This is a genomic window from Phaeobacter gallaeciensis, assembly GCF_001678945.1.
GTDB lineage: Bacteria > Pseudomonadota > Alphaproteobacteria > Rhodobacterales > Rhodobacteraceae > Phycobacter > Phycobacter gallaeciensis_A.
In genome coordinates this window covers 3,322,272-3,342,662 of sequence record NZ_CP015124.1, presented here as the reverse complement: position 1 = coordinate 3,342,662, position 20,391 = coordinate 3,322,272, and the positions used below count along the sequence as shown (strand labels likewise).

Here is a 20,391-nt window from a genome sequence, read left to right as displayed (position 1 = left end):
GTCTCTTAGAGCGCCTCGGCGCCCGAAATAATTTCAATCAGCTCGTTGGTGATCACGGCCTGGCGGGAGCGGTTAAACTCGATGGTCAGCTGGTCGATCATATCGCCCGCGTTGCGTGTCGCATTGTCCATCGCGCTCATCCGGGCACCCTGTTCGGATGCGCCATTTTCCAGCAGCGCCGAAAAGATCTGGGTGGATACGCCACGAGGCAGCAAGTCGGCGAGAATCGCCTCTTCGCTGGGTTCGTAGTCATATACCGCCGAGGCTTCTTCGGCTTCGCCGCCCTCGTAAGAGGCCGGAATGATCTGCTGTGCCGTCGGCACCTGTGTCACGACGTTGACGAACTCCGAGTAGAAGATCGTCGCAACGTCGAATTCACCAGCGTCAAAGCGGGTCAGGATGTCCTTTGCGATGCCCTGCGCATCGGCATAGCCAAGACGCTTGACTTCGCTCAGGTCAACGTGACCGACAAAATCGGCTTCAAAGTCACGACGCAGCGCGTCGCGGCCTTTTTTGCCAACGGTCAGGATCTTGACCGTCTTGCCTGCCGCTTTCAGCTCAGCTGCCTTCTGACGGGCCAGCTTGGCGATGTTGGCGTTAAAGCCACCACACAGACCACGCTCGGCTGTCAAAACGACAAGCAGCTGTACCTGATCGCTTCCGGTGCCACGAAGCAGCTTGGGCGCTGCTTCGCTGTCGCCGACCGAGGCTGCCAGAGATGCCATAACGGCGTTGAACCGCTTGGCATAGGGACGGCTGTCTTCGGCAGCTTCCTGGGCGCGGCGAAGTTTCGCCGCGGCCACCATTTGCATGGCTTTTGTGATCTTACGAGTGCTTTTGACACTCGCGATCCTGTTTTTCAGGTCCTTGAGATTTGGCACTGCCTTATCTCCTTACGCGAAGTCGGCAGCGAATTCGTCGAGTACCGCCTTCATTTTTTCGACCGGCTCACCCTTTTTGAATTTGGGGTCTTCGTCGGTGATCCACTGCAGGAAGTCAGCCTTCTTGCCGCGCAGGAAGCTCAGCAGTTCGGCTTCGTACCGGCCAACGTCCTTGACGTCGACGTTGTCGAGGTAACCGTTGGTGCCAGCAAAGATGATGCAGACGATTTCCGAGTTGGTCAGCGGCGAGTACTGCGGCTGCTTCATCAGCTCGGTCAGGCGCGCACCACGGGCCAGCAGCTGCTGGGTTGCAGCGTCGAGGTCGGAACCGAACTGCGCAAAGGCCGCCATTTCGCGGTACTGAGCCAGCGACAGTTTAACCGGACCGGCAACCGAGGACATCGCGTCGGTCTGAGCCGAGGAGCCCACACGCGAAACCGACAGACCGGTGTTCACAGCAGGACGGATGCCCTGGTAGAACAGTTCGGTTTCCAGGAAGATCTGACCGTCGGTGATCGAGATCACGTTGGTCGGAATAAACGCGGACACGTCGCCGCCCTGGGTTTCGATGACGGGCAGAGCGGTCAGCGAACCGGAGCCGAAGTCTTCGTTCAGCTTCGCGGAACGTTCCAGCAGACGGGAGTGCAGGTAGAAAACGTCACCCGGGTAAGCTTCACGTCCCGGCGGACGACGCAGCAGCAGGGACATCTGACGATAAGCAACCGCTTGCTTGGACAGGTCATCATAGATGATCAGGCCGTGCTTGCCGTTGTCGCGGAAGTATTCGGCCATCGCGGTTGCGGCATAGGGTGCCAGGAACTGCAGCGGAGCCGGGTCGGACGCGGTTGCGGCAACCACGATCGAGTATTCCATCGCGCCGCTTTCTTCCAGCTTCTTAACCAGCTGGGCAACGGTGGAACGCTTCTGGCCGACAGCAACGTAGACGCAGTACAGTTTCTTGGACTCGTCGTCGCCTGCGGCGTCGTTGTAGACTTTCTGGTTCAGAACCGCGTCGAGAGCAACAGCGGTCTTACCGGTCTGACGGTCACCAATGATCAGCTCACGCTGGCCACGGCCGATCGGAATCATCGCGTCGACCGATTTCAGGCCGGTTGCCATCGGCTCGTGAACCGATTTACGCGGGATGATGCCCGGTGCCTTGGAGTCGGCAATGCCGCGCTCTTTGGCGTTGATGGGGCCCTTGCCGTCCAGCGGGTTGCCCAGACCGTCAACAACGCGGCCCAGCAGTTCGGGGCCAACGGGAACGTCCACGATCGAGTTGGTGCGCTTGACGGTGTCACCTTCTTTAATGTCGCGGTCCGAACCGAAGATCACGATACCGACGTTGTCGGCTTCGAGGTTCAGCGCCATGCCCATGATGCCGCCCGGGAACTCGACCATTTCGCCGGCCTGGACGTTGTCGAGGCCGTACACACGGGCGATACCGTCACCGACGCTCAGCACGCGGCCGATTTCGGCCACCTCTGCTTCTTGACCAAAATTCTTGATTTGGTCTTTCAGGATCGCAGAAATCTCTGCTGCTTGGATACCCATTTATCCGACCTCTTTCATTGCATTCTGTAGGGAGTTGAGCTTGGAGCGGATCGAGCTATCGATCATCTTCGAACCCACTTTAACGACAAGACCGCCAATGATGCTCTCATCGACGGTTGCATTGATGGTAACCTTCTTGCCCACGCGCTCGGCCAGAGTCTTGGCCAGCTTTTCGCTTTGGGTCTTGGTCAGCGCCTTGGCCGAGGTGACCTCTGCGGTCACTTCGCCACGTGCTTCAGCCAGGCTGGCGCGCAGGGAGTCGATCAGAGCCGGCACCACGAACAGGCGGCGTTTCGCAGCCATCAGCGACAGGGTGTTGCGCAAGGTGGGGTCCAGCCCCATCTTGGTGCTGACCGCATCGATTGCGGCGGCCTGCTCTTCGCGCGTCACCAGAGGCGAGCTGATCAGGTTTTGAAGGTCTTCGCTGTCAGCCAGGGCAGCTGCCAGGTCATTGATGCTGGTCTCAAGGCTGTCGAGCGCCTTGTTCTCGTCAGCGATCTCAAAGACCGCTGTGGCATAGCGCGCGGCGATGCCTGCAGAAATCGAAGCTGGTTCGGACACGTCCACCCTTCCGATATTATTTTGGCCCCGGTCTGCATACCTGCGTCAGGCAGCACCCGGGGGTGTGAGTCAGCCCACCAGCGTGGCAGGCCATCGAAATCAGCGTGGATGTAGCAGAGCGTTCCCAACCTATCAACTGCCTATAACGGTAACGGCAAAATGACCGAGTTAAGTGTTTTCAATGCCTTAGCGGAACTGCGGCCCTTTGCCCCCGCCACAGGCTACAAAAAATGAACAAGTTCTTCATCGAATTGCGATTCCTGAGGGTCAAAAAACGGCATTTGTTCCCCCTTCGTGCAGTCTTGCCGCAAAATGAGCACGCCACGCGCCCGGCAGGGCACCTGCGGGAATCACCGGTAGCATTGCGCCCTGTGCATGGCTGTAGCCATGGCACGGGGACATGTTGCAGGTCAGGCGGGTTCTGCCACAGGGTTCGACAGCCCCTCCAGCACCCGGATTGGGTTGCTGCGTTTGACGCGGGTCATCAGCCCCTTTTGCTGATGGGTCTGCTTGCTGACCTCGACCAGGATCACCCCCCCTGCCAGCACCGCCGGCAGGCGCCGCCCCATCTTTTCCAGCAGCGCGCCGGATTTCAGCCAGAACCGCCGGGAGCTCGGCAGTCGGTAAAGCGCCGCCGTATGCTGCTCGATGGTGAACTGGTGCAGCCGCAGCTGGTTTTCCAGCTGTGTCAGCGTGTAGGGGCGCCCATAGCCAAAGGGGGTTTTGTCCGACCGCGCCCAGAACCCTGCCCTGTTTGGGACAATGAAAATCGCCCGCCCGCCGGGGCCAAGTGCGCGCCAGGCTTCCTCCAGCAGATCCGACGGGCGTTCAGAGGTCTCCAGCCCGTGCAGCATCACCAACCGGTCGACGCGCCCGGTTTCGATAGGCCAGCTGACCTCTTCGCACAGAACCGAAACATTCGGCATGCCCGCAGGCCATTGCATCACCCCCTGCGGCCCCGGCATCATCGCCATCACCCGCCGCGCATCCGCCAGATAGGGACGCAGCAGCGGCGCGGCAAAGCCAAAGCCCACAACAGTCTGCCCCGTCGCATCGGGCCACATCTGCAACAGGCGCGCCCGGATTGCCGCCTGCGCGGCCCGGCCAAGGGTACTGCGGTAGTAGAAGTTCCTCAGATCCTGAACATCAAGATGCATTGCGGGCGCCTGCTGCTTGGGTCACTCTGGGGGCAGTCTAACAATGAAAAAGCGAATGACCATGCCCCTTGAGATCGTCACCGTTCCCTGCCTCTCTGACAACTATGCCTTCCTGCTGCATGACGCCGCATCGGGGCGCACCGCACTGGTTGACGCTCCGGATCCTGCCGCCATCACCGCGGCTCTTAAGAAGCGCGGATGGGGGCTGGACGAGATCCTGCTGACCCATCACCACTGGGACCATATCGACGGGACCAAGGAGCTGTGCAGCACCTTTGGCGCCTCGGTGACTGGCGCGGCGGCAGATGCGCACCGGCTGCCAGATCTGGATCGCGCAGTACAGGATGGTGAAAGCTTCGATTTGTTCGGTCACGAGGTTCAGGTGCTGGATGTTTCCGGTCACACCGTCGGCCACATCGCTTTTTACATCCCGGACAGCAACGCCGTCTTTACCGCTGACAGCCTGATGGCGCTTGGCTGTGGCCGCCTCTTCGAAGGCACCCCCGAGCAGATGTGGAACAGCCTGTCGCGCCTCGCCGCCCTGCCTCCCGAAACCGTGGTTTATTCCGGCCATGAATACACCCAGGCCAATGCCGCCTTTGCCATTACGATCGACCCGGGCAACGACGCCCTAAAGACCCGCATCGCGCAGATCGACACCGCCCGCGCGGCGGGCGAGCCAACCGTGCCCTCTACGCTGCAACTGGAATTGGACACAAATCCCTTCCTGCGTGCCCATCTTTCCAGCGTTAAGGAATCGATGGCCATGCAGAACGCTGAAGACGTTGATGTCTTTACAGAAATCCGGCGCAGAAAGGACAATTTCTAACCTCTGGCGTGTATCATTTCCGGCTTAGCAACAAGAAATGTGACCGAAAAATAAAAGAAAGCGCTTGAAGCCGGCGGTCTATCAACCAAACTCTAATACTATGAGGCCATGGTTGAGAGTGGGGAAGGATGGTAAATACGCCGCCCCGCCCCCCTCAACCCAAGACAGAGGAGCACGCCCGTGCCTTCATTCTCGAGCACATTGGAACAAGCCATTCACGCAGCGCTGGCGCTGGCGAATGAGCGGCGACACGAATTCGCAACGCTGGAGCACCTGCTGCTGGCGCTGCTGGACGAACCCGACGCAGCCCGCGTAATGCGCGCCTGCAGCGTCGACCTCGGCGAATTGCGAACGGCCCTGGTGGAATTCGTGGATGAGGATCTGTCGAACCTTGTTACCGATATTGACGGCTCCGAAGCTGTGCCCACCGCGGCATTCCAGCGGGTGATCCAGCGGGCTGCGATCCATGTCCAAAGCTCGGGCCGCACCGAAGTCACCGGCGCCAACGTGCTGGTTGCGATCTTTGCCGAGCGCGAAAGCGATGCCGCCTATTTCCTTCAGGATCAGGACATGACCCGCTATGACGCGGTGAACTTCATCGCCCATGGTGTGGCCAAGGACCCTGCATTTGGCGAACCGCGCCCGGTTTCCGGCGCTCACGAGGCTGAAGAAGAACCACAGCCGCAGGCCGCCGAGGGCGAAAATAAGGAAAGCGCGCTGGCCAAGTATTGCGTCGATCTCAACGCGAAATCCCGCGAAGGCGACATCGATCCGCTGATCGGCCGCAGCCATGAAGTGGAGCGCTGCATTCAGGTGCTGTGCCGCCGCCGCAAGAACAACCCGCTGCTGGTTGGTGATCCCGGCGTTGGCAAGACCGCCATCGCCGAAGGTCTGGCGCGCAAGATCGTGCAGGGTGAGGTGCCGGAGGTTCTCTCCGAGACCACCATCTATTCGCTCGACATGGGCGCGCTGCTGGCCGGCACCCGTTATCGCGGTGATTTCGAGGAACGCCTGAAAGCGGTTGTGACCGAGCTGGAACAACACCCCGACGCGGTTCTCTTCATCGACGAGATCCACACGGTGATCGGCGCTGGCGCCACATCTGGCGGCGCCATGGATGCCTCTAACCTGCTGAAGCCTGCGCTTCAGGGCGGCAAGCTGCGCACCATGGGCTCCACCACCTACAAGGAGTTCCGTCAGCACTTTGAAAAAGACCGCGCCCTGTCGCGCCGGTTCCAGAAGATCGACGTGAACGAACCCACGGTCGAAGACGCCATCGAGATCCTGAAGGGCCTGAAGCCCTATTTCGAGGAACACCACAGCGTCAAATTCACCACCGATGCGATCAAATCGGCGGTGGAGCTGTCGGCGCGTTACATCAACGACCGCAAACTGCCCGACAAGGCCATCGACGTGATCGACGAGGCCGGCGCCGCGCAGCATCTGGTGCCCGAAGACAAGCGTCGCAAGACCATTGGCGTCAAAGAGGTTGAAGCCGTCGTCGCCAAGATCGCCCGCATCCCGCCCAAGAGCGTGTCCAAGGACGATGCAGAGGTGCTCAAGGATCTGGAGAAATCGCTCAAACGCGTTGTCTTCGGTCAGGACGATGCCATCGACGCGCTGTCCAGCGCCATCAAACTGGCGCGCGCAGGCCTGCGGGAGCCGGAAAAGCCCATCGGCAACTACCTCTTTGCGGGCCCCACCGGTGTCGGCAAGACCGAGGTCGCCAAACAGCTGGCCGATACGCTGGGTGTGGAACTGCTGCGCTTTGACATGTCGGAATACATGGAGAAACACGCGGTCTCCCGCCTGATCGGCGCGCCTCCGGGCTATGTCGGCTTTGATCAGGGCGGTCTTCTGACCGATGGCGTCGATCAGCATCCCCACTGTGTGCTGCTGCTGGATGAAATCGAAAAGGCGCACCCGGATGTCTTCAACATCCTGCTTCAGGTGATGGACAACGGGCAGCTGACCGATCACAACGGCCGCACCGTGAACTTCCGCAACGTGGTTCTGATCATGACCTCCAACGCCGGTGCCTCGGATATGGCGAAGGCCGCCATCGGCTTTGGTCGCGACCGCCGCGAGGGCGAAGACACCGCCGCTATCGAGCGGACCTTTACCCCGGAGTTCCGCAACCGTCTGGATGCGGTGATCTCCTTCGCGCCGCTGCCCAAAGAGGTCATTCTGCAGGTTGTCGAGAAATTCGTACTGCAGCTTGAGGCGCAGCTGATGGACCGCAACGTGTCGATCGAACTGACCCGCAAGGCTGCCGAATGGCTGGCCGAGAAGGGCTATGACGACAAGATGGGTGCGCGTCCGCTGGGCCGGGTCATTCAGGAGTACATCAAGAAACCGCTGGCCGAGGAACTGCTGTTCGGCAAGCTGACCAAGGGCGGTCTCGTCAAGGTTGGCATCAAGGACGGCAAGATCGACCTGCGCCTTGAAGGCCCAGGCAAGCCCCGGATTTCCGGTAACAAGCCGCCGCTGCTGACCGCAGAATAATGTATCGCACGCTTTTCGCGCTGTTTTCATCGCTCGCCGCACCCGTTGCGGCGGGCGATTTCGCATTGAACTGGCCCATCGACTGCGTGCTGGGCGACAGCTGCCACATTCAGCAATACGTCGACCGGGATCCCGGCCCCGGGGCGCAGGATTTCACCTGCAACGGCCTGACTTATGACGGGCACAAGGGCACGGATATCGCCCTGCCCTACCTTTCGGACATGCAGACCGGCGTCACGGTGCGTGCCGCCGCAGACGGAGTCGTTGCGGGGTTGCGCGATGGCATGCCGGATCAATACGCGACCAAGGCAAACGCTGCCGAGATCAAGGACCGAGAATGCGGCAACGGTCTGGTGCTGCGCCACGCGGGCGGCTGGGAAACCCAGTATTGTCACATGAAGCGCGGCTCGCTCCGCGTCGCCAAGGGCGACCGGGTGGCCGCTGGAACCGCCCTGGGCGAGGTTGGCCTCTCCGGCAAGACGCAATTCCCGCACCTGCATCTGTCGCTGCGCAAGGATGGCGCGGTTGTCGACCCCTTCCAGCCAGATAGCAGCGCCGCCTGCGGCACCGCATCCGGCGCCTCCCTGTGGGCGCAGCCAGTTGCTTATGAGGCTGGTGGCTTCCTCGGTGCCGGGTTCAGCACCGGCGTTCCAGCCTATGACGCGATCAAATCCGGTACCACTGCAGCGAAGGGAGAGATGCTGGCAAAGGATGCGCCTGCGATGGTGTTCTGGGCCTATGCCTTTGGTGGACGGGAGGGCGACACCCTTACCCTTACCATTGACGGGCCGAGCGGCAAAATGATCGATCAGAAGGCCACTCTGAAAAAGGATCAGGCGCAATTCTTCCGCGCTGCGGGCAAACGTCTGCGCAGGGCAGCCTGGCCTGCCGGGCTTTATACCGGGATTGCCCGGTTGATGCGCGACGGGGCAGAAGTGGACCGGATCATCCAGCCGATCCGGATCGACTGATCCGCGCCCTTTCGCCCCGCCCTAGCGTTCGGTGAACTTCAACTCGATCCGCCGGTTCTGGGCGCGGGCTTCTGGCGTGTCGGCAGTGTTGACGGGCTGATATTCGCCAAACCCATTCGCCGCCAGCCGCCCCGGCGGAATGCCAAGTGCATCAATCATGTAGCGCACCACCGACAGCGCCCGCCCCTGGCTAAGCTCCCAGTTATCCTTGAACTTCGGATGCCCCAGCAATGTCGTGTTGTCGGTATGGCCATCGACCCGGATGATCCAGTTGATCTCTGGCGGGATCGCAGCGGCCACGCTTTGCAGGATACGGGCAACCTTGGCGATTTCCGCCTTGCCCGCCTCCGACAGCTCAGCGCTTGCCGGAGCGAACAGCACCTCGGAGGCAAAGACGAAACGGTCACCCTCGATCCGCACACCGTCCTGGCTGCCCAGAACATCCCGTAGCCGCCCGAAGAACTCCGACCGGTAGCGCTCCAGATCCTGCGCCTTGTCGGCCAGAGCTGCCGCCTCGGCCTCCAGCCGCTTGCGCTCCTGTTCTTCCAGAATCCGGCGCTTGCGCTCTTCCGAGGCGGCGCGGGCCAGCGCGGCGTTCAGATCCTGACCGAGGTTCTGCAACTGAACCTGCTGCGCTGCATCGCGCGCCTGATAATCGTCCAGAATGGCCTGCAGGCTACCCAGCTGTTCGCGCAGGGCTGCGACCTGCTGGTTCAGCAGCGCCGCCTCGCGCTGTGCCTTGGTCGATAGCTGTTTCTGATCGGCAAGTGCTGCGCGGGCCTGCGCCAGCAGCGCGGCGCGTTCCTCTGCAAGGTTGCGCTGCCCCTCGGCGCTGGTCTCTGCCTCCTTCTGGGCATTGAGCGCAGCAAGCAAGCGCTGTTGCAGCACATCCGTATCGCTGGCCGCCGCGCGGGCGTTTTCCAGTGCTTCCAGCGCAGTCAGCAGACGTTGCTCCACCGCAGCGCGGTCCTCTGCAGTGGAACTGGCAGCGCTGCGGGCAGCGGCAAGATCAGCGCGGGCCTGCTGCAGTTGTGCCTCAAGCCCGGCCTGCAGGCTGGCAGCATCCGCCCGGACCTCGGCCAGCTGTTGTTCCAAGGCACGCCGCTCTGCGTCGGCCTTGTCTTCGGCCGCGCTCAGCGCCGCTTCCAGATCCGCCCGGGCCTTGGCGTGGTTTGCCTGAAGCTGGGCAAGCTGGTCTTCATACTGTGATTGCGTCTCGACCGAGGCAGCCTGCTGCCGCGCAAGTTCCGCTTCCAACTCGTCACGGGTGCGGGCGGCCTCTTGCCGGGCGGCCTGCAGATCTGCAGTCAGACTGGCGCGGGTTGTGTCGGCATCGGTCCGCACCCGGTCGAGTTCCGCCTCGAGAGCGCTGACCCGCGCCTCGGCCTCGGACTGGCTGACCTCCATCTGCGCCAGAACCCGGGTCAGCCGCTCGGCCAATTCGTCCCGTTCCCGCGATTGCGCGCGGGCGGCTTCCAGCGTGGCAAGCGCCTCTTCCAGCTGGCTGTCCAGCTGCGCCTTGGCAGCCTCGGCGGCGGCCAGAAGGGTCAGCGTATCCTCGGCCCGCTGGCGTTGCGCCTCCAGCGACAGGGTCATGGCGGTCAGTTCGGCATCAGCGTCTTCCAGTTTCTTGCGCAGGGCCTCAGCCGCCGCAGCTTCGGCCAGACGGGCAGTTTCTTCTTCGCTCAGCTGATCTTTTAGATCGGCCAGCTGAGCCTCTTGCGCCGTGCCTTCCGCCTGCAAATCAGCGATCATCGCCTCCAGCGCCTCGCGCCGAGCCGCAGCCAGCCTCGCCGCTTCGACACCGGCATCGATTTCATCACGAGCCTGCGCCAGCGCCAGGTTCAAGGCTTCCTGCTCGCTCAGCAACTCAGCCCTGTCCGCCTCCAGCTGTTTCCGCTCCGCGCTTAGATCCGCGATTTCCGCCGTTGTGGCCTCCTGATCGGCGATCAGGGCGGCTACCTGCGCCTCGAAGGCGGTAATGCGGCTACGCGCGGCCTCCAGATCGGCAACCCGCGCGTCCCGTTCGGATGTGAGCGAGGCAATCAGCGATTTCTGCTCGGCGATCTGTCCCTCGGCCTGCTGAAGTTCGTCCTGTGTCGTGCTCAGCGTCGCCGTGAGCGCGCCAAGCCGGGCGGTCAGAAGGTTGTTCGAACGTTCCTCCAGCCCCAGCGCATTGGCCAGCGCCTGTACCTCGGACGAGAGTTCGTCCAGCTCGCTTTCCTGTCCGGTGATGGTCTCGCGCAGAACCGATTGCACCACCATGAAAATGGTCAGCACGAACATCAGCACCAGCAAAAGCCCGGTCATCGCGTCGACGAAGCCCGGCCAGATCGAGGCCTGGAACCGTTGCCCAGTGCGCCGGGACAGGGCCATGGGTCAACCCTCGTCCTGAGAGGCGGCCTTGGCTGCGCGCTGGCCGCCCCGTGGCGGTGCAAAGGCCTTGACCATCAGGTCGATATCCTTGCGCAATTCGGCCAGGCTTTCCTGTCGACCGGCCGAAATTTCCTCAAGGATGCGCAGCATCTGCACGTCGATCGAGCGCAGCCGCATGCGGCTTTCGGCATCAAGGCCCACGTCGCCATGGGCGCGCATGATTTCGGTCAGGGTTTCCTGCCCGACAGCCACCCGCTCCAAGGCCGCGCTCAGCGTTTCATTCTGTTCCTGACGCTGGTTCATGTCGTTGATACTATCGACCAGCTGCGAGAGTTTTTCCTCGACCGCGACGCGGCCCTGTGCGGTTTCGGCGAACATGCCCTGCAGGGCATCCATCTGCTCGGCCATTGTATCCAGCACCTCGGAAACGATCCCGCTGTCCCCGGCCCCATCTTCGCCCGAAGAAAAGCTGACTCGGGTAAAGGAGGACAGCCACTCTTCCAGCTCGCGATAGAACCGGTTCTGGCCGTGCCCGGCAAAAAGCTCCAAAAGACCGACGATGAGCGACCCGGCAAGCCCCAGAAGGGAAGAGGCAAAAGCAACACCCATGCCGCCCAGCTGCGCCTCAAGCCCGGTCATCAGCCGGTTAAAGATGGTCAGGCTTTCTTCGCCCTCCTGCGGGGCAAGGCTGCGAATGGTATCTACAACCGCCGGAACCGTAGTCGCCAGACCATAGAACGTACCCAAAAGACCAAGAAAAATCAGAAGGTTGACGATATAGCGGGTAATCTCCCGGTCTTCATCGATCCGCGTTGCCACGGAATCCAGGATCGAGCGGGTCGAGGAAGAGCCAAGCTGCATCCGCGCCCCCCGCGACCGCAGGAGCGAGGCCAGCGGCGCCAGCATCGACGGCGGTCGGTCTTCGCCGCGGCTGCCGCCGCCGGCAAAGCTTTCGATCCAGCGCACCGAGCCGATCAGCTGCACGACCTGCCAGAAACAGGCCAGCACCCCAATCACAAAGACGAAAAGGATAAACCCGTTGAGCCAGGGGTTGGCCTGAAACACCGGCAGCACACGTGGCAGCGCAACAAAGGCGCCAAAACCGGCAAGTCCCAATGCAATCAGCATCAGAATGACCTGTCGGACCGGTTGGGAAAACTGGGGCCTGATCTTACCGTCTGGCTGCGCCATATTAAGGGGCTCCTGCCTCTTTCAGTGCTCTTCTCGCGCCTGAAGCCTACAAGGAAAGAGACTGCAACGCCAAGGCTTTATGCTGTGATCTGCCGCACGCGCCCCGCCAGCCAGTCCAGATCTTCATCATTCAGCCCGATCTCGGCCAGATGGCTTGCGGTATTATAGAGGTATTCGGTGTTGGGACCGCGCCCGCCCACCGCATGGGCAATGATCCGGGCCTGTTCCTCAAGGCTCATCCCGCCGCAATACTGCACATGATGGGGGTCGATCACATAGGTCACCGCAGTGACGAGATCCCCGGTGTGCAGCTCCACCTCCAGATCCCGCTCGACATAGGCCGAGGAGATCAGCTCACGCTCGCGCAGGTAGTCCAGTGTCTCGGCCTCGGCGCCGCCCTCCACGGCGAGGGCAAGGCCCGTGCAATGCGCGCCAGCAACCTCATCAAGGGCCAGCACCAGGCCCGGTTTTTCTTCGGTACCGCGATGGTGAACCGAGCTCATGCAGAAGGAGCGCGCATAGCCCTGCAGCGTCGCGATCTCGCGGCGCGCGACGGGGAATCCCGGGTTCCACAACAGTGATCCGTATCCGAACACCCACATGGTCATGACAACTGGTCCTTTCTGATCCCTGTCTGTAAACAGCAAATCTGCTCCGGGCAAAAGAGGGTCTTTGGCATGCGCGTTGTGAAACTTCTGGTGGCTGCCGGGCTGGTGTGGAGCCTGTATTGGGCCGCCAGCGCCTGGGGCCTGCGCAGCGGTATTGCCCAATGGTTCGATGAGCAGGAGCGGCAGGGTTGGCTGGCGGAATACGCTGCGTTGGAAAGTTCCGGTTTCCCGACAGCGCACCGGACGCGCATCCTGCATCCAACGCTGGCCGACCCCGGTACTGGCGCCGCCTGGAGCGCGGATTGGATCAGCCTCTACAGCCTGCCCCTGAAGCCGCAGGAGGTGACGCTGCAGTTCACCCCCGCCCCGCAGCGCCTGTCCCATTTCGACAAGACAGCAGTCCTGCAGGTTGCGGACATGCAGGCGGACCTGCAGCTCGCGCCCGGATCAGCCATGTCACTGGAACGGATGTCACTGCAGGCGGCAGAGTGGAAGATATCGCGGGCGGGTAAGGTCCTGCTATCCGCCCCTGCCTTTGCCCTGGACATGACCCGAACGGGGGACACGGAGAGCTATCGCATTTCGGCCCGGGCAGAGACGCTGACCCCCCGCGGCAGATTGCAACGGATGCTGATCGCAGCCGAAGACCTGCCGCCCAGCCTGAGCGACGTCACACTCGCGGCGGATATCCTGTTTGACACCGCATGGGACCGGCGCGCGCTGGAACTGCGCCGCCCTCAACCGCGCCGGATCACCCTGACGCAGGCAGAGGCGCATTGGGGCGCACTGGCCCTGCGGGCCAGCGGCAACGTGGAGGTCGATGAGGCTGGCCGGATCAGTGGCAAGGTCGCAATCCGCGCCGAGAACTGGCGCGACATGCTGCGGATGGCCGAACGCTCCGGTCTTCTTCCAACGCGCCTGCGCAGCGGAACCGAACGGATCCTCGCAGTTTTGGCTGAAATGCATGGGCGCGAACAGGATCTCGATATCGCCCTGTCCTTCTCCGACGGGCAGATGTTTCTTGGTCCGCTGCCGCTCGGCACCGCTCCCCGCATCACGCTTTACTGAGGAGGCCATCGGGCGCTCTGACGAACCCGGTTCCTGTCAGCGGCAGTAGGATCCGCCCCGGTGTCGCGCCACATCCAGATGGAAGTGATCCTTGTGATAGCGATCCGCATCGGGTCCCAGAACCGTGCCAAACGGACCGCAGGCCGCTTTCCAGATCTTGCGCAGCTTCCTGCGGGTACGGCGCTTCTGCCAGCCTTCCAGAACGGTGATCGTCTCACCGTCCTCCAGGGTAAAGCCGGAAATATCGATCGCCTTGCCCTTGCCATGCTCCGAGATGCGCGCGCCTGGGCGGTTGTTGCGGGTGCGGCAGGAATAATGCGCAGCCACCCGCAGCGACACTACGCGGTTGCGGCGGCCAAATGCCTTTTCCACGTCCCGTTCGACCCAGCGGTTCAGCGATTTCGCCATATCGCAGGTCATCACCGATTTCTTGCTAAGCTGCACACCCGCGACCGAGGACACCCGGACCGCCGATTTCGCACCGCAGCCCGGTAGAGAGCCGACGACAGAGCCAACCGGCTCTCCCTGAATATCAATATCGCCGCAGACCGAGGTTTTACGCAGCTTGCGCCGCTTGAACAGCACCTGCTGAACAATGGCATCGGGGCGCAAGCTGGGGCGCAACGAACTGCCCGGCCCGACATCGGGCAACGTGACCACACCCAGCGCCGCCACGGCTAAGGTTTGCTCTGACATCGGCCGCCCTTTTGGTCGCATCAGCTCGGGCCCCGCCAAGGTAGAGACCTCAAGCTCGGGGCCCGGTGAGGCTGCAATGCCTGCCGGGCGCCCGGCCGGACGCAAGGAGTCCTCTGGCGCCGTTGCAGCGGCGGCATCGGCCAACAAAAGGCCCAGCGCAAAAGCAGCCCGGGCGATCATGTCTTCTTTGCCCGTCCGAAGTCCGGTGCATCCGTATCCTGCCCTGCCTCGATGATTCCGCGGCGGATGGCGCGGGTGCGGGTGAAATATTGGTGCAGATGCTCCCCGTCGCCGGTGCGGATCGCCCTTTGCAGGGCGAAAAGCTCCTCGGTGAAACGGCCTAGGATTTCCAGCGTCGCGTCCTTGTTGGTCAGGAACACATCGCGCCACATGGTCGGGTCAGAGGCCGCGATCCGGGTAAAGTCTCGGAAACCAGCAGCCGAGTATTTGATCACCTCGCTGTCGGTCACGCGGCGCAGATCGTCAGCAACCCCCACCATGGTATAGGCAATAAGGTGCGGCGCGTGGCTGGTGACAGCCAGCACCAGATCGTGGTGATCCGCATCCATCTCATCGACATTGGCGCCCATCCCCTCCCAGAGGTCACGCAGGCGCTGCACGGCATCGGGGTCGGTGCCTTCGACGGGAACCAGAAGGCTCCAGCGATTATCAAACAGTTCGGCAAAGCCTGCCTCGGGCCCGGAATGCTCAGTCCCCGCCAAAGGGTGCGCCGGGACGAAATGCACGCCATCGGGGATATGCGGCGCGACAGCCTCGATCACATGGGCCTTCACCGAGCCGACATCAGACACCGTGGCGCCAGGTTTCAGCACGCTCTCGATATCCTGCACCACCGCGCCCATGGCGCCAACCGGCACACAAAGCACCACCAGATCGGCGCCCTCCGCAGCCTCGGCGGCGCTGTCGCAGACGCGATCACACAGCCCGATGCGCCGGGCGGTGTCCCGGGTTTCGGCGCTGCGAGCATAGCCAGTGACCTCACCCGCCAGCCCGGCCCGCTTCATCGCCCAGAACATCGAGGAGGCGATCAGCCCCAGCCCGATCAACGCGACACGGTTGTAGACTGGCGCGCTCATGCTGCGCCCTGCCCGGCCTTGAAGGCCTTGACGGCAGCAGCAACGGCGCGGCAAGCGGCTTCGTCGCCGATGGTGATGCGCAGCGCATTGGGCAGGTTGTAGCCCGCCACCCGCCGCACGATCAGCCCCTGCGCCTTGAGGAAATCGTCACAGGCCTCGGCCTCTGACTGGCTGGCGAAACGCGCAAGGATGAAATTGGTGCAGGAGGTATCCGAGGGCACCCCAAGTTCAGCCAATGCCTCGGCCAGCCAACCGCGCCATTTGGCGTTTTCCGCGCGGCAGCGGTCGACATAATCAGTATCCCGCACCGAAGCCTCGGCCGCAGCCAGCGCGGTGGTCGAGACATTGAACGGGCCGCGCAGGCGGTTCAGAACGTCGATGATTTCCTGCGGGCCATAGCCCCAGCCGATGCGCGCACCACCCAACCCGTAGATCTTGGAGAAGGTGCGGGTCATGAAGACATTGTCACGCTCGGCCACCAGCGAAGCGCCTGCATCGAAGCCTTCGACATATTCGGCATAGGCGCCATCCAGCACCAGCAGCGCGCCCTTTGGCAGGCCATCGGCCAGACGCGCCACATCGGCCGCGCCGATCATGGTGCCCGTGGGGTTGTTGGGGTTGGCGATAAACACCAGCTTGGTCCGCTCGGTGCAGCCTGCAAGCAGCGCGTCAACATCGGTCACCCGCTCATTCTCACGCACCTCGACCGGGGTCGCCCCTGCCGCCTGCGCGCTGATGCGGTACATGGCAAAACCGTGCTCGGTATAAAGCACCTCATCCCCCGGCCCCACATAGGCCTGACACAGAAAAGCGATGATCTCGTCGCTGCCAGCACCGCAAATGATCTGCGCCGGGTCCAGCCCATGCACCTCACCAATGGCGGCGCGCAGCTCAGCATGATCCGAGCTCGGATAGCGATGCATCGTCGCCGCAGCCTCGCGCATCGCTTCGATGGCGCGCGGGCTGGGGCCGAGAGGGTTCTCATTCGAGGAGAGCTTTACCGTGTTGCTCACCCCATCCACATGGGCAGCCCCACCCTGATAAAGGGCGATGTCCATAATTCCGGGCTGCGGTGTGATCTGGGTCATAAGAGGGACTCCTTGGTTCCGCCCCGTTCATACCCGCGCACAACGCAATCGAAAAGCCGCAAGATGCCCTCAACAGACGCAGTGCGCTTTTTGCGCCGCCTGTCGTCCTGTGGTCGCCGACCCTGGCCTGATCAGGCTGCCCTTGGCTGGAACCGCGCGGTCGCCGGGTCCGCCTCGTATCGCGCAGCCAGATCCTCGGCCCGAAGAGCCAGATCATTGACGCTGTCGATGATGTATCGCGCGGTTTCATCCCGCATCAGGTAGGAAAAATTCAGCCGCACCCAGCCGGGTTTGCGCAGCTCTTTTCCTGCCTGAAGATCCGCGAACAGCGCGTTTGAATCCTGCGCATCGATATCCAGAAGCCGATGCGCATAGGGACCTGCACAGGCGCAGCCGCCCCGCGCTTGAATGCCATAGAAGTCGCTCAGCATCCGAGTGAACAGCTGCTGATGCACGGATCGCCCCGAAGCCCCCCGGACGGTGAAGGAAAACACCGGCAGGCGCGGCGCAGTCGGGTGGCCCAAAAGGGTCAGCTGCGGATTGCCCTGCCAGCCCTCCCGCGCCATGGCGCCGAAGCGGGCCTCCCGGCGGGCGATTTCAGCTTCACCCACGGCTTCCTTGACCAGAAACGCCAGCGCGGCGCGAACATCACCGATCACGTTCGGTGTTCCCGCCTCTTCACGCGCCGCCAGATCCGCGCTGTAGGCATGATCCCAAGGCGAGACAAAGCTGACCGTGCCGCCCCCGGGCCAAGAAGGGCATTTGCGGCGCACCGCAGTGCCATTCACGATCAGCACGCCCGATGCACCGGGTCCACCGGGAAACTTGTGCGGTGAGACGACCACGGCATCCTTGCGCGCGCCCCCCTTGCCGCCCATGTCGATCGGCAGATAGGGCCCGCCCCCGGCGTAGTCCCAAACCGCAAGCGCGCCATGGGCATGCAGCAGATCACTGACCGCATCCGCATCGGTCAGGATGCCGGTCACATTCGAGGCCGCCGAAAAACTGCCGATCTTCAGATCGCAGGCGGCATATTCGCTCAACGCCACCTGAAGAACCTCCAGATCAGGCCCGCCCCCCGCCGCTTCGGGGATCTCCACGACTGTTGCGCGGCTCTCCCGCCAGGGCAGAATATTGGAGTGGTGTTCATAAGGGCCGATAAAGACCACTGGCGCGCGGGCCTCATTCACGCCCAGTAGGCTGACCAGTCGGTTGAAACCGGCAGTGGCCCCTGACCCGGCAAAGATCACCGCGTCCTCCTGTTTTGCCCCGGTAATCCGCGCGATTTCCGCGCGCGCCGCGCGGCGCAGGCGGGTCATATGGGCACCGCAATAGGAGGCCTCGGTATGGGAATTGGCGTAGAAGGGCAGAACGTCGGAGACGATGAAATCCTCGACCGACCGCAACGCCCGGCCAGAGGCGACATAATCGGCGTAGACCAGCGGCACCATTCCATCGGCGCCAGGGATCTGCACGCCCTCACCGATCAGTTCATCTGCCAGACGCCCCTCGCGGGCCGCATCCTTCAGGGTTTGTTTTATGGTGGCAAGGATCATCTGTTTCTCCGCTCTTCACCATAGAAACTTGACCCTCTGGAGCTGGAAATACTCCGCCTAATTTTGGTTGATGGCGCGCAAATTTGTGTCATATGATCGCTAAATGACTAACAATCTAGATCATATTGATCGCGCCATCCTGCGCTGCCTTCAGGGGGATGCCAGCCTGTCACAACGGGAACTCGCCGAAAAGGTTGGCCTATCGCAGAACGCCTGTTGGCGGCGGCTGAAGGCGCTGAATGAGAACGGCGTGCTACAGGGGGCAACCGCGCGGATTGACCGCGCGAAACTGGGACTGGATCTGGTGGTCTTTGTCATGCTGCGCACGCGCCACCATTCTGCGGACTGGCTGGAAACCTTCCGCAGGCACGTTCTGACCATCCCCGAAGTCGTGGACTTCCACCGCATCGGCGGTGATTACGACTACCAGCTGAAAGTGGTTACCGAAGACATGACCAGCTACGACAAGGTCTACCAGCGCCTGATCGCGGGGGTAGAGCTGGACAGCGTCACCTCATATTTCGCGATGGAAGCCATTGCCGAAGGACGCCCCCTGCCCCTGTGACTCACCGGGGTGATCGATCAGGGCGCAGGAAGGCAGGAAGGGCCCGGTGTGATCAGTGGCCGAAGGCGGCGTCAGGCATCCACTTCATCCGCGCGCCTTCCGCGCCCATGCGCATGTGAAGGCAAGCCGTGCCAAGGCGCTGAAAATACAAGGCATCCAGCGGATACCATCCGGCTACCGGCACTTCGACTTCGGTCATGACGGTGCTGTCACAGGTCTGCCGCCCATCGAACTGACCAACGATCTGCCCGCCGATTTTCGCCCGCAGCCCGTCATTGGTCAGGAAATCGATATTGTAGACGCCGGGTTTGTCAAAGCGGACATAGCCGGTGATCCGGGCTACCACGTGCTGGGCCTGTTTCGACGTTAGGGTGATGTCGCCTTCGTTAGTATCCCGATGATCAAGGCCCTTCAGCGGGCGCCCGGCTTCGGATCCCTGTTTCAACGCCGCCGAAGCCTCGGACAGGGTGCGTACGTCCTGCGGATAGGCATAACGCACAGCAAGACCCGAGCGGACGCTACCCGGCTGCGGATCTGCTGGTTGCAGCTTGACAGGCGCAGCTGCCAGGGCCGTTGCCAGTGTCATTGAAGCTGCGGCCAGAAACGTGCCGAATACTGTTCTCATCTTGGTCACCTCAGTCTGATGGGCTGCGCATTCCCAATGCTCGGCCCCAAGCCTACAACTGGATACGCCAAATAGACAAATGAGAATCGGCCGCTCAGCACCATTTCGCCGCGTGAAGTTGGTAGCGGCGGGTCGTAACGACTGCCAAAATGGAAAAGGGGCTGCCCGAAGGCAGCCCCTGCGCAAATCCCGAAAGGGATCCGACTTAGTTTTTGGCGTAGAATTCGACGACCAGGTTCGGCTCCATCATCACCGGGTAAGGCACATCGCCCAAGGAGGGGGTGCGCACGAAGGTGGCTTTCATTTTGGAGTGGTCGGCTTCGATGTAATCCGGAACGTCGCGCTCGGCCAGCTGAGTGGCTTCCAGCAGGACAGCCAGTTGCTTGGACTTGTCGCGGACCTCGATCACATCACCCTCTTTCACACGGTAGGAGGGGATGTTGACGCGCTGGCCGTTGACCAGAACGTGGCCGTGGTTGACGAACTGACGGGCAGCAAAGACGGTCGGCACGAACTTGGCACGGTATACGACGGCGTCCAGGCGGCGCTCCAGCAGACCGATCAGGTTTTCACCGGTGTCGCCTTTGACACGCTCGGCTTCACCGTAGATGCGGCGGAATTGCTTTTCGGTCAGGTCGCCGTAGTAGCCTTTCAGCTTCTGCTTGGCACGCAGCTGGATGCCGAAATCGGACAGTTTGCCCTTGCGGCGCTGACCGTGCTGGCCGGGGCCATATTCACGACGGTTGACCGGGGACTTCGGACGGCCCCAGATGTTTTCGCCCATGCGGCGGTCGATTTTGTACTTGGCAGACGTGCGTTTGGTCACGGCTGATCTCCTTTATTTATGGCTCCGCAATTTGATCCGAAAACCGGTTCCCACTTTTCGGATTGCGGACGCGGGGGCCAGCAAACCAGATCAGCCAGAACGCAGCCGGGCAAACGGCGGCTATAAAGGGCGTTGTCCTCTTGCCTTACGGCATGACAGGGATCCCCTTGCGGGGGCCACCAACACCAATGAAGCCGCGCTTATATAGGCAGCCTCGCCCGAGTCAATACCCGCAGG

The 20,391-nt window shown here is 62.2% G+C and carries 18 protein-coding genes; 5 read left to right on the top strand and 13 right to left on the bottom strand.

The features are described from left to right. Positions 1-5 precede the first annotated feature (5 nt). The 4 genes from JL2886_RS15790 to JL2886_RS15775 all read right to left on the bottom strand — a co-directional run bounded on the left by JL2886_RS15790 (position 6) and on the right by JL2886_RS15775 (position 4,153). Positions 6-881 carry a F0F1 ATP synthase subunit gamma gene (locus JL2886_RS15790; protein ID WP_065272872.1) on the bottom strand — a complete coding sequence of 292 codons (876 nt, stop codon included), beginning with the start codon at positions 879-881 and terminating at the stop codon, positions 6-8. A gap of 12 nt (positions 882-893) precedes the next feature. Then, positions 894-2,435: a F0F1 ATP synthase subunit alpha gene (atpA, locus tag JL2886_RS15785; protein ID WP_065272871.1), complete on the bottom strand. Its 1,542-nt coding sequence runs from the start codon at positions 2,433-2,435 to the stop codon at positions 894-896. Then, on the bottom strand, positions 2,436-2,996 hold the full coding sequence (locus JL2886_RS15780) for a F0F1 ATP synthase subunit delta (protein WP_065273759.1): 561 nt from the start codon (positions 2,994-2,996) through the stop codon (positions 2,436-2,438). It lies immediately after the preceding gene. A 410-nt stretch (positions 2,997-3,406) separates the two neighbouring features. Next, the gene (locus JL2886_RS15775; protein WP_065272870.1) at positions 3,407-4,153 is read right to left on the bottom strand and encodes a methyltransferase domain-containing protein; all 747 of its coding nucleotides are present in this window, start codon (positions 4,151-4,153) and stop codon (positions 3,407-3,409) included. A gap of 55 nt (positions 4,154-4,208) precedes the next feature. Between JL2886_RS15775 and gloB the strand changes: the two genes are divergently transcribed. From gloB to JL2886_RS15760, 3 genes are all read left to right on the top strand, one after another. After that, positions 4,209-4,982 (top strand): hydroxyacylglutathione hydrolase, encoded by a 774-nt coding sequence (gene gloB, locus JL2886_RS15770; protein ID WP_065272869.1) that lies wholly within the window; start codon positions 4,209-4,211, stop codon positions 4,980-4,982. A gap of 180 nt (positions 4,983-5,162) precedes the next feature. Continuing rightward, positions 5,163-7,487 (top strand): ATP-dependent Clp protease ATP-binding subunit ClpA, encoded by a 2,325-nt coding sequence (gene clpA / locus JL2886_RS15765; protein ID WP_065272868.1) that lies wholly within the window; start codon positions 5,163-5,165, stop codon positions 7,485-7,487. After that, complete coding sequence (locus tag JL2886_RS15760; RefSeq protein WP_065272867.1) at positions 7,487-8,458, top strand: M23 family metallopeptidase; 972 nt, start codon at positions 7,487-7,489, stop codon at positions 8,456-8,458. The genes clpA and JL2886_RS15760 overlap by 1 nt, the downstream gene beginning before the upstream one ends. Positions 8,459-8,479: 21 nt before the next feature. On the opposite strand, the gene JL2886_RS15755 is transcribed toward JL2886_RS15760, so the two are convergent. The 3 genes from JL2886_RS15755 to JL2886_RS15745 all read right to left on the bottom strand — a co-directional run bounded on the left by JL2886_RS15755 (position 8,480) and on the right by JL2886_RS15745 (position 12,633). After that, positions 8,480-10,834 (bottom strand): peptidoglycan -binding protein, encoded by a 2,355-nt coding sequence (locus JL2886_RS15755; protein WP_065272866.1) that lies wholly within the window; start codon positions 10,832-10,834, stop codon positions 8,480-8,482. 3 nt (positions 10,835-10,837) lie between these two features. Continuing rightward, positions 10,838-12,025, bottom strand: coding sequence for a biopolymer transporter ExbB (locus JL2886_RS15750; protein ID WP_065272865.1), 1,188 nt, complete (start codon positions 12,023-12,025; stop codon positions 10,838-10,840). A 77-nt stretch (positions 12,026-12,102) separates the two neighbouring features. Beyond that, positions 12,103-12,633, bottom strand: coding sequence for a gamma-glutamylcyclotransferase (locus JL2886_RS15745; RefSeq protein ID WP_065272864.1), 531 nt, complete (start codon positions 12,631-12,633; stop codon positions 12,103-12,105). Positions 12,634-12,702: 69 nt separating this feature from the next. Between JL2886_RS15745 and JL2886_RS15740 the strand changes: the two genes are divergently transcribed. Continuing rightward, positions 12,703-13,701: a DUF2125 domain-containing protein gene (locus JL2886_RS15740; protein ID WP_065272863.1), complete on the top strand. Its 999-nt coding sequence runs from the start codon at positions 12,703-12,705 to the stop codon at positions 13,699-13,701. A 36-nt stretch (positions 13,702-13,737) separates the two neighbouring features. Here JL2886_RS15740 and JL2886_RS15735 read toward each other — a convergent pair whose 3' ends face one another. From JL2886_RS15735 to JL2886_RS15720, 4 genes are all read right to left on the bottom strand, one after another. After that, entirely contained in the window at positions 13,738-14,577 is an 840-nt protein-coding gene (locus tag JL2886_RS15735; protein WP_065272862.1) for an extensin family protein, read from the bottom strand. Continuing rightward, complete coding sequence (locus tag JL2886_RS15730) at positions 14,574-15,494, bottom strand: prephenate/arogenate dehydrogenase family protein (protein WP_065272861.1); 921 nt, start codon at positions 15,492-15,494, stop codon at positions 14,574-14,576. The genes JL2886_RS15735 and JL2886_RS15730 overlap by 4 nt, the downstream gene beginning before the upstream one ends. After that, a complete protein-coding gene (hisC, locus tag JL2886_RS15725; protein WP_065272860.1) occupies positions 15,491-16,582 on the bottom strand; it encodes a histidinol-phosphate transaminase in 1,092 nt (363 codons plus the stop codon). Before hisC ends, JL2886_RS15730 begins: the two co-directional genes overlap by 4 nt. A 131-nt stretch (positions 16,583-16,713) precedes the next feature. Then, entirely contained in the window at positions 16,714-18,138 is a 1,425-nt protein-coding gene (locus JL2886_RS15720) for an aminotransferase class V-fold PLP-dependent enzyme (RefSeq protein WP_065272859.1), read from the bottom strand. A 103-nt stretch (positions 18,139-18,241) separates the two neighbouring features. On the opposite strand from JL2886_RS15720, the gene JL2886_RS15715 reads away from it, so the two are divergent. Further along, complete coding sequence (locus JL2886_RS15715; RefSeq protein ID WP_065272858.1) at positions 18,242-18,703, top strand: Lrp/AsnC family transcriptional regulator; 462 nt, start codon at positions 18,242-18,244, stop codon at positions 18,701-18,703. Positions 18,704-18,755: 52 nt separating this feature from the next. On the opposite strand, the gene JL2886_RS15710 is transcribed toward JL2886_RS15715, so the two are convergent. Both JL2886_RS15710 and rpsD read right to left on the bottom strand, forming a co-directional pair. Beyond that, positions 18,756-19,328, bottom strand: coding sequence for a PA14 domain-containing protein (locus tag JL2886_RS15710; RefSeq protein WP_065272857.1), 573 nt, complete (start codon positions 19,326-19,328; stop codon positions 18,756-18,758). A 205-nt stretch (positions 19,329-19,533) separates the two neighbouring features. Next, positions 19,534-20,154 carry a 30S ribosomal protein S4 gene (gene rpsD / locus JL2886_RS15705; RefSeq protein WP_065272856.1) on the bottom strand — a complete coding sequence of 207 codons (621 nt, stop codon included), beginning with the start codon at positions 20,152-20,154 and terminating at the stop codon, positions 19,534-19,536. Positions 20,155-20,391 lie beyond the last annotated feature (237 nt).

Excerpts from the sequence above, each read along its gene's own strand:
- JL2886_RS15715 (WP_065272858.1), top strand. The coding sequence starts at position 18,242 with ATGACTAACAATCTAGATCATATTGATCGCGCCATCCTGCGCTGCCTT.
- JL2886_RS15740 (WP_065272863.1), top strand. The coding sequence starts at position 12,703 with ATGCGCGTTGTGAAACTTCTGGTGGCTGCCGGGCTGGTGTGGAGCCTG.
- JL2886_RS15745 (WP_065272864.1), bottom strand. The coding sequence starts at position 12,633 with ATGACCATGTGGGTGTTCGGATACGGATCACTGTTGTGGAACCCGGGA.
- JL2886_RS15735 (WP_065272862.1), bottom strand. The coding sequence starts at position 14,577 with ATGATCGCCCGGGCTGCTTTTGCGCTGGGCCTTTTGTTGGCCGATGCC.
- JL2886_RS15755 (WP_065272866.1), bottom strand. The coding sequence starts at position 10,834 with ATGGCCCTGTCCCGGCGCACTGGGCAACGGTTCCAGGCCTCGATCTGG.
- hisC (WP_065272860.1), bottom strand. The coding sequence starts at position 16,582 with ATGACCCAGATCACACCGCAGCCCGGAATTATGGACATCGCCCTTTAT.
- gloB (WP_065272869.1), top strand. The coding sequence starts at position 4,209 with ATGACCATGCCCCTTGAGATCGTCACCGTTCCCTGCCTCTCTGACAAC.
- JL2886_RS15710 (WP_065272857.1), bottom strand. The coding sequence starts at position 19,328 with ATGAGAACAGTATTCGGCACGTTTCTGGCCGCAGCTTCAATGACACTG.
- JL2886_RS15720 (WP_065272859.1), bottom strand. The coding sequence starts at position 18,138 with ATGATCCTTGCCACCATAAAACAAACCCTGAAGGATGCGGCCCGCGAG.
- JL2886_RS15750 (WP_065272865.1), bottom strand. The coding sequence starts at position 12,025 with ATGGCGCAGCCAGACGGTAAGATCAGGCCCCAGTTTTCCCAACCGGTC.
- JL2886_RS15760 (WP_065272867.1), top strand. The coding sequence starts at position 7,487 with ATGTATCGCACGCTTTTCGCGCTGTTTTCATCGCTCGCCGCACCCGTT.
- JL2886_RS15730 (WP_065272861.1), bottom strand. The coding sequence starts at position 15,494 with ATGAGCGCGCCAGTCTACAACCGTGTCGCGTTGATCGGGCTGGGGCTG.
- JL2886_RS15775 (WP_065272870.1), bottom strand. The coding sequence starts at position 4,153 with ATGCATCTTGATGTTCAGGATCTGAGGAACTTCTACTACCGCAGTACC.
- atpA (WP_065272871.1), bottom strand. The coding sequence starts at position 2,435 with ATGGGTATCCAAGCAGCAGAGATTTCTGCGATCCTGAAAGACCAAATC.